This window comes from Streptomyces sp. NPDC058375, from assembly GCF_042723425.1.
In the GTDB taxonomy this organism is placed as follows: Bacteria; Actinomycetota; Actinomycetes; order Streptomycetales; family Streptomycetaceae; genus Streptomyces; species Streptomyces durocortorensis.
This window is the reverse complement of the sequence record NZ_JBHXJG010000311.1, coordinates 1-7433: the sequence shown is the minus strand read 5'-3', so window position 1 is coordinate 7433 and position 7433 is coordinate 1. Positions and strand designations below refer to the sequence as shown.

Below are 7433 nucleotides of genomic sequence, written 5' to 3'. Positions count from 1 at the left end.
CCCACGCACACCCCTGCGGGTGGTCCGCCGTCGGCGTTCCCGGAGGACCGGGTCGACTCCGGGGCGGTCCCCGTCCCCGGACGTAACCGGCCGACGTTCCAGGCCGCCCTGCCCGCGCCGCCGCCCGCTCCGGCTACCGCCGCTCCAGCCGGAACAGCCGGATCTGACGTTCCACCCGTCGCTGGTACGCCGCGTACGGCGGCCAGAACGCGAGCGCGGCCTCCCACACCCGGGCGCGGTCCTCGCCCTCCAACAGGGTCGCGCGTACGGGGATGTCCCGGCCGCGCCAGTTGACGACGGCCTCGCCCCCGCGGGCCAGCAGGTTCGCGGTCCAGGCCGGGTGACCCGGACGGCCGAAGTTGCTGCCGACCAGGATCCAGGCGCCCTCCGCCTCCCCCTCCGGCATGCAGGCCAGCGGAGTGGTCCTCGGCCGGCCCGTGCGCGCCCCCGGCACCGTGAGGACGAGCCCCGGCAGCATCCGGGCGCTAAGCAGCACCTTGCCCCGGGTGAGCCGGTGCACGGCCCGGTCCAGGGCGGGGACCACGTGCGGGGCGATCCGCGCGAAGGCCCGGGTCGAGGAGACCCGCTGGACCAGACGCGCGCCCCGGGCGGCGGCGGGAGCGCGGCTCATCGGATACCCGTCCCGGACGCGGCGGTGAGGGACACCCGACCGGCCCCGGTGGGCCGGAGAGCGCCTGCGGCGGCCCCGAAGAGCCCGGCCCGCTGCGCCGCGTGGTCGCGCAGCCGGTGGACTGGGCCGAAGAGCAGCTCGTCGCCCGCCGCCCGCTTGAGGTAGCGGTGCGCCTCGTGTTCCCAGGTGAAGCCGATACCGCCGTGCAGCTGGACGGCCTCACCGGTGGTGATCCGGGCCGCCTCCAGGGCCTGGGCGAGCGCGAGCGGGCCGGCCTCCGCGTCCCGGGCCGCGTGGTACGCGGCGGAGCGGGCCGCCTCGACCCGTACGTACAGGTCGGCGAGGCGGTGCTTGACGGCCTGGAACGAGCCGACGGCCCTGCCGAACTGTTCGCGCGCCTTCACGTACTCCACGGTGCGCTCCAGGGCGCTCGCCGCCGTCCCGACCGCCTCGGCGGCGAGGATCGCGGCGGCCGTGCGGCCGGCGGCGGCGAGGGCGGCGGCGGCGAGGGTGGCGGCCACGTCGGCGGTGCCGTCCGCGCCGAGCAGCTCGGCGGGGGTCTCGCGCAGTTCGACGCGGGCCAGCGGGCGGGTCTCGTCGAGGGCGGTGAGCCGGGTGCGTACCAGCCCCGCCGCATCGCCGGTGACCAGGAACAACTGCGTACGGCTGCGCGGATAGCCCCCCGCGTGGGCGGCGACCAGGAGCAGCCCCGCACTGTGCCCGTCCAGGATCCGGTCGGCCTCCCCGTACAGCCGCCGGGCGCCCCCCCCCTCCCCCCGGGCCTGGATGCCGCCGGCCCGGCCCCCGCCCTGATCTGACGAGCCGTCATATTAGGTAGCGAGGACGGGAATTCCCAGAGTCGCGCACAGGGGCGGGGCGAGGAAGTCATCGCGCACGCCCGGTTGCGACACCTCCTATCTGATGTACCGTCAGATTTATGTCCTCCTCCGCCCCGCGGCCCTCCCGCCGTCCGCGCAGGGTCGCCGTGGTCGGCGTATCGCTCGCGGACTGCGGTCGCGTCGACGAAGCCACGCCGTACGCCCTGCACGCCCAGGCCGCCCGCCGCGCGCTCGCCGACTCCGGCCTGGACCGCGCGGTCGTCGACGGCTTCGCCTCCGCGGGGCTCGGGGCGCTCGCCCCGGTGGAGGTCGCCGAGTATCTGGGGCTGCGGCCCACCTGGGTCGACTCGACGGCGGTGGGCGGCGCGACCTGGGAGGTGATGGCCGCCCACGCGGCGGACGCCATCGCCGCGGGCCGGGCCCGGGCGGTGCTCCTCGTCTACGGGTCCACTGCCCGGGCCGACATCAAGGCGGGCCGCCGCACGTCGAACCTGTCGTTCGGGGCGCGGGGGCCGGCGCAGTTCGAGGTGCCGTACGGGCACAGCCTGATCGCCAAGTACGCGATGGCCGCCCGCCGCCACATGCACGCGTACGGCACGACCCTGGAGCAGCTCGCCGAGGTGGCGGTGACGGCGCGGGCGAACGCGGCGGCGAACCCGGAGGCGATGTTCCGGGAGCCGATCACCGTGGACGACGTGTTGTCGGGGCCCATGATCGCGGACCCGTTCACCAAGCTGCACTGCTGCGTCCGCAGCGACGGGGGCTGCGCGGTGCTGCTGGCCGCCGAGGAGTACGTCCCCGACACGGCGAAGGCCCCGGTGTGGATCCTGGGGACCGGAGAGCACGTCTCGCACGCCACGATGTCCGAGTGGGAGGACTTCACGGTCTCCCCCGCCGCCGTCTCCGGCCGCCTGGCCTTCGAACGGGCCGGGGTGCGGCCCGCCGACATCGACCTGGCCGAGATCTACGACGCGTTCACGTACATGACGCTGGTGACGCTGGAGGACCTGGGCTTCTGCGCGAAGGGCGAGGGCGGCGCGTTCGTCGAGAAGGGCCGCACCGGGCTGCGCGGCGAACTCCCGGTGAACACGGACGGCGGCGGCCTGTCCGCCTGCCACCCCGGGATGCGCGGGCTGTTCCTGCTGGTGGAGGCGGTACGGCAACTGCGCGGCGAGGCGGGACTCCGACAGGTGCGCAGGGCCGGGGGCGCACTGCCGGAGCTGGCGGTGGCGTCGGGGACGGGCGGCTGGTTCTGCGCGTCGGGGACGGTGGTGCTGGGGCGGGGGTGAGTACGTCCTGCCCCGGCCGGGGCCCGTCACTCCGCCCGCCTCACAGCCCGACGACGGTGACCGCGCTCTCCAACCCCTTGAAGTCGTCGGCATTGCGCGTGAAGAGCGGCAGATCCCGGACCGATGCGATGGAGGCGATCATCAGGTCGATCCGGCGCGGCCGGGGGTCGCGCCGGGCCGCGAGGACGAGAGCGACGAGGGTTCCGTAGCGTGCGGCGGCTTCCGCGTCGAAGGGCAGCGGTTCGAAGTCGGCCACCGCCGCCCCGAGCTTCTCCATCCGGGCCGCCCGCACCAACGGGTCCTTCGCCACGGCCACACCCTGCTGGAGCTCCGCGAGCGAGAGGGCGGTGAGGGCGGGCAGCTCGGGCAGCCGCTCCGGCTCCAGCACGCCGAGGTCGATGTACGTACAGGTGTCGAGCACTCCTGCGCGGTACCGCTCAGCCACCGTTGCGCTCCCACACGTCATCGTCGCCGCCCCGGTCCTCCGCGCCGAAGAACTCGTCCGCCTCACGACGCAGCAGCGCACCGTCCACCCGCGGCAGCCGCCGATGGCGGGCCACGAGTTCCTCGGCGCCGAGCTGCCGCTTGCGGCTGAGCGGGCGCAGTTCGGCGACCTCTATGCCGTTCCGGGTGATGTGGAAGGTCTCGCCGCCCTCCACCGCATCCATGACCTCGGCGGACTTGTTACGGAACTCCCGCTGCGTGATGGTCTTCATCCCTCCACCGTAGCGTCATGTGTCTCACCGAGCTACGCCCACTGCCGAACCATGCGCCCACGCCGCGGCCGGACCCCGTGCGGTCCAATAGCGACCATGAACGCACCGACCCCGCGCCCCTTCGCCGACCTCCTGCACGCCCAGCGCGTCTGGGACACCGAGCTGCCGTCCTTCGACGCGGAGTCGGCCCCGCCCGCGCCCCTCCCCCTCTTCCACGCCTGGTTCGCCGAGGCCGTGGCGGCGGGGCAGCCCGAGCCGCACGCGATGGCGCTGGCCACGGCCGACGCCGAGGGCCTTCCCGACGTCCGCACGCTGCTCCTGCACGACGCGGACGAGCGGGGCTTCCACTTCGCCTCCCACGCCACCAGCGCCAAGGGCCACCAGCTCGCCGCCCGCCCGCACGCCGCCCTCGGCTTCTACTGGCCCGCGCAGGGTCGGCAGGTACGGGTCCGGGGCCCCGTCGTCCGCTGCACCCCGGCCGAGAGCCACGCCGACCTGCACGCCCGGTCCACGGGTGCGCTCGCCGCCGCGCTGACCGGGGCGCAGAGCGAGGTGGTCGACTCGGTGGCGACCCTCCACCGGGCGGCGGACGCGGCCTGGGAGCGGGCGCGGGCGGAGCCGGACACGGAGGCCCCGACCTGGACCCGGTACGTGGTCGAGCCGGCCGAGGTGGAGTTCTTCCAGGGCGACGCCCGCCGCCGCCACATCCGGCTGCACTACCGCCGTGCGGCGGGCGGCGGCACCGGCGGCGAGTGGACGCGCGAGCTGCTCTGGCCCTGACCGGTGCAGACAGCACGTTTATCCGGTTCTCACCGCAAAGGGGCACTATGGGAGTCAGGTGAGAGGTGAGCTGTCAGGAGGCACCGATGCCACGAGCCCGTTCGCGTTACGCCCCCGACCGGGGTCTGACCGGTCGCATGGTCACCACCATGTTCCTCATCGGTCTGCTCTACGTCGTCTTCGTGGGCGTGCTCCTCGCGGCGCTGCGGGGCTCCTGGCCGATCATCCTGATCATCACGGGCGGTCTGTTCATCGCCCAGTTCTGGTTCAGCGACCGCATCGCCGCATACGGCATGGGGGCCCGCGAGGTCACCCCCGAGCAGGCCCCCGAGCTGCACGGCACCATCGACCGCATCTGCGCCCTGGCGGACATGCCGAAGCCCAAGGTGGCCATCGCCCAGAGCGACGTACCGAACGCGTTCGCCACCGGCCGCAGCGAGAAGACGGCCCTGGTCTGCGCGACGACGGGCCTGCTCCGCAGACTGGAACCGGAGGAGCTGGAGGGCGTCCTCGCCCACGAGATGTCGCACGTCGCGCACCGGGACGTGGCCGTCATGACGATCGCCTCGTTCCTCGGCGTCCTGGCGGGCATCATCACCCGCATCGCGCTCTGGGGCGGCTTCGCGCGCAGCCGCCCCGGCAACGACCCGGCAGGCATCCTGCTCCTCCTGATCCCGCTGATCAGCGCGGTCGTGTACGCGATCAGCTTCCTGCTCACCCGGCTGCTCTCCCGCTACCGCGAGCTGTCCGCCGACCGGGCCGCCGCCCTGCTCACCGGCCGCCCCTCCGCCCTCGCCTCGGCCCTGACGAAGGTCAGCGGGCAGATGGCCCGCATCCCGACCGAGGACCTGCGGAAGGCGGAGCCGTACAACGCGTTCTACTTCATGCCGGCGTTCTCGGCGAAGGAGTCCCTGGGCCGGCTGCTCTCCTCGCACCCGACGCTGGAACAGCGCCTGGACCAGCTGTCCCGGATCTCCACCGACCTGTCCCGCTGAGCCGACTTGAAGCCGACTCGAAGGAGTTACACCCGTGGGCCTGCTCGACGCGATCCTCGGCCGGAGCAAACCGGTCCGCCCCGACCTCGACCAGCTCTTCGCCGTGCCCTCCGCCGCCCTCACCCTCCAGGCCGCGACCGGCTTCACCCCGACCGGCCGGGGCTCGGTCTGCTTCGCGGGCGTGGAGGGCGGCGGCTTCGCCCGGCTCCAGGAGGACGTGCGCGAACTGCTGGACGCGGACACCGAGCGCGGCGGCGTCCCGGTGGAGTTCAGCCGGGACGCGTACGGCTACACCTGGCTGCTCGCCACCCACCCGGCCGACGACACGGCGGGCCTGGTCAACGACCTGCACGCGGTGAACACGATGCTCCAGGACGGCGGCTTCGGCCCGCACCTGCTGTGCTCGCTGATCGGCTTCCGGGACGCGGGGGGTCGGGCCCTGGCCCTGGTGTACCTCTACAAGCGCGGCACGTTCTACCCGTTCGCCCCGCTCCCCGGCGACGCCGAGAAGCGGGACAACCAACTGGAGCTCCAGGTGCGCGGGGCGCTCGGCGACGACCTCCGGGTGGAGAAGGACCTGTCCCGGTGGTTCCCGGTGTGGGGCGCGCCGGGGCTGTGAACCCTCGCAGCGGCCGTCAGGCACCTCACCAGCGGACCGGAACCTTCCGCTCCCCCTGAGCGAAGAGCCCCGAGAACCGGCCTCCCGGCCTCCCGTCCGGGCCGAGCGTCGGGCAGCGGGCGAGGAGGGTGCGGAAGACGATGCGCCCTTCGAGGCGGGCGAGCGGGGCGCCGAGGCAGTAGTGGATACCGTGGCCGAACGCCAGGTGCCCCCGGTCCCCGGTCCCCGTGCGGCGGATGTCGAAGCGGTCCGGTGCGGCGTAGCGGGCCGAATCCCGGCCGGCGTCCCCCAGAGCGATCAGGACCACAGCACCCGCGGGCACGGGCCGGCCGCCGATCTCCAGCGGCTCGACGGCCACGCGCGGCGGTGCGGTCTCCACCGGGGCGTCGTAGCGCAGCATCTCCTCCACCGCACCCTCCACGAGGCCGTCCAGGTCGCTGCGGAGGAGGGCGAACTGGTCAGGGTGGGCGAAGAGCGCACGGGCGCCCTTGCAGAGGAAGTTCACCGTGGACTCGTGCCCGGCCAGGAGCAGCAGGAGCGCCATCGAGAGCAGCTCGTCCTCGCTCATCCGGTCCCCGCCCTCGTCGACCGTATGGATCAGGTCGCTGAGCAGGTCGTCCGCCGGTGCCGCGCGCTTGGCGGCGATCAGCCCGCCGAGATACGGCACCGCCTCCGCCTGCGCCGCCCGCGCCGCCTTGGCACCGGTGGGTGCGGTGATCTCGTCGGACCACCCCCGGAAGGCGTCCCGGTCCAGGTCCGGAATGCCGAGCAGTTCGCAGATGACGGTCATCCGCAGCGGGTAGGCCAGCGCGTCCACAAGGTCGGCGCGACGGCCCTCGGCGGCGAGCATGGCGGTCACCAGCCCGTCGGTGACGTCCTGGATGCGCGGGGCGAGAGCGGCGACGCGGCGCGGGGTGAACGCGCGGGCGGCCAGCCGCCGCAGCCGGGTGTGGTCCGGCGGGTCGCTCAGCAGCATGTGGGCGTTGCCGGGGCCGTCGGTGACGGGCGGGGCTTCGAGGCCGGTGGCCAGGTGCCCGTTGCGCGGCCAGTCGCGGCTGAGCCGGGGGTCGGTGAGCGCTTCCCGGCAGGCGTCATGGCCGACGACGAGCCAGAACCGGTCCTTCTCCCCCGCGCGGATCTCGTGCACAGGCCCTCTGGCCCGCAGCACGGCATAGGCGGGATACGGATCGGACCCGAAAGCCGGATCGATGTCGAGGAGATCGACCGCGGTCTGCTCCGCCACAACAGCTCCCCCTGGTGGGTCCGGATGGGACCGGTCGGTTCGCCCGCCGCTTCATCCCGTCAATCTTTCTGCCGTCATCGCGAGTTGTTGAAACTTTTCCCGTAACTCTGTTTATCAACAGGCCCCTTGGGCTATGCCTCACACCGTTGCTGTCCCCCATGGCAGAGGAGTGTCTGATGGCTAAGCGCATTCTGTACAAGGCTGCGAGCAAGCTCGGCTTCACGACCAAGGGAGCCGCCGGGGCCTACCCCTGGATCCCGTAACACCCGCAGCACGTCAGGCTTGATGGACGGCCCGGCCCCGCCTGTCGGGGCCGGGCCG

8 protein-coding genes and 1 pseudogene are annotated in these 7433 nt (G+C 73.6%); 4 read left to right on the top strand and 5 right to left on the bottom strand.

Annotated elements, in window-relative coordinates; genetic code table 11:
• Nucleotides 1-133: 133 nt before the first annotated feature.
• Both ACFWM7_RS31765 and ACFWM7_RS31760 read right to left on the bottom strand, forming a co-directional pair.
• The gene (locus ACFWM7_RS31765) at nucleotides 134-631 is read right to left on the bottom strand and encodes a nitroreductase/quinone reductase family protein (RefSeq protein ID WP_383267249.1); all 498 of its coding nucleotides are present in this window, start codon (nucleotides 629-631) and stop codon (nucleotides 134-136) included.
• A pseudogene (locus tag ACFWM7_RS31760) lies at nucleotides 628-1440 on the bottom strand (acyl-CoA dehydrogenase family protein); the annotation flags it as partial. The gene ACFWM7_RS31765 and the pseudogene ACFWM7_RS31760, both read right to left, overlap by 4 nt.
• 128 nt (nucleotides 1441-1568) lie before the next feature.
• Between ACFWM7_RS31760 and ACFWM7_RS31755 the strand changes: the two are divergent.
• On the top strand, nucleotides 1569-2759 hold the full coding sequence (locus tag ACFWM7_RS31755) for an acetyl-CoA acetyltransferase (protein WP_383267246.1): 1191 nt from the start codon (nucleotides 1569-1571) through the stop codon (nucleotides 2757-2759).
• 40 nt (nucleotides 2760-2799) lie between these two features.
• Here the strand turns inward: ACFWM7_RS31755 and ACFWM7_RS31750 are convergent, their stop codons facing one another.
• A complete protein-coding gene (locus tag ACFWM7_RS31750) occupies nucleotides 2800-3204 on the bottom strand; it encodes a type II toxin-antitoxin system VapC family toxin (protein ID WP_383267243.1) in 405 nt (134 codons plus the stop codon).
• Nucleotides 3197-3475 carry a type II toxin-antitoxin system Phd/YefM family antitoxin gene (locus tag ACFWM7_RS31745; protein WP_383267240.1) on the bottom strand — a complete coding sequence of 93 codons (279 nt, stop codon included), beginning with the start codon at nucleotides 3473-3475 and terminating at the stop codon, nucleotides 3197-3199. The genes ACFWM7_RS31750 and ACFWM7_RS31745 overlap by 8 nt, the downstream gene beginning before the upstream one ends.
• 96 nt (nucleotides 3476-3571) lie before the next feature.
• On the opposite strand from ACFWM7_RS31745, the gene ACFWM7_RS31740 reads away from it, so the two are divergent.
• From ACFWM7_RS31740 to ACFWM7_RS31730, 3 genes are all read left to right on the top strand, one after another.
• Nucleotides 3572-4255 (top strand): pyridoxal 5'-phosphate synthase, encoded by a 684-nt coding sequence (locus ACFWM7_RS31740; protein ID WP_383267237.1) that lies wholly within the window; start codon nucleotides 3572-3574, stop codon nucleotides 4253-4255.
• 86 nt (nucleotides 4256-4341) lie between these two features.
• Nucleotides 4342-5250: a zinc metalloprotease HtpX gene (gene htpX, locus ACFWM7_RS31735; protein ID WP_383267235.1), complete on the top strand. Its 909-nt coding sequence runs from the start codon at nucleotides 4342-4344 to the stop codon at nucleotides 5248-5250.
• 34 nt (nucleotides 5251-5284) lie between these two features.
• The gene (locus ACFWM7_RS31730) at nucleotides 5285-5869 is read left to right on the top strand and encodes a hypothetical protein (RefSeq protein WP_383267232.1); all 585 of its coding nucleotides are present in this window, start codon (nucleotides 5285-5287) and stop codon (nucleotides 5867-5869) included.
• 25 nt (nucleotides 5870-5894) lie between these two features.
• Here the strand turns inward: ACFWM7_RS31730 and ACFWM7_RS31725 are convergent, their stop codons facing one another.
• Complete coding sequence (locus tag ACFWM7_RS31725) at nucleotides 5895-7112, bottom strand: cytochrome P450 (protein WP_383267229.1); 1218 nt, start codon at nucleotides 7110-7112, stop codon at nucleotides 5895-5897.
• Nucleotides 7113-7433: the final 321 nt, after the last annotated feature.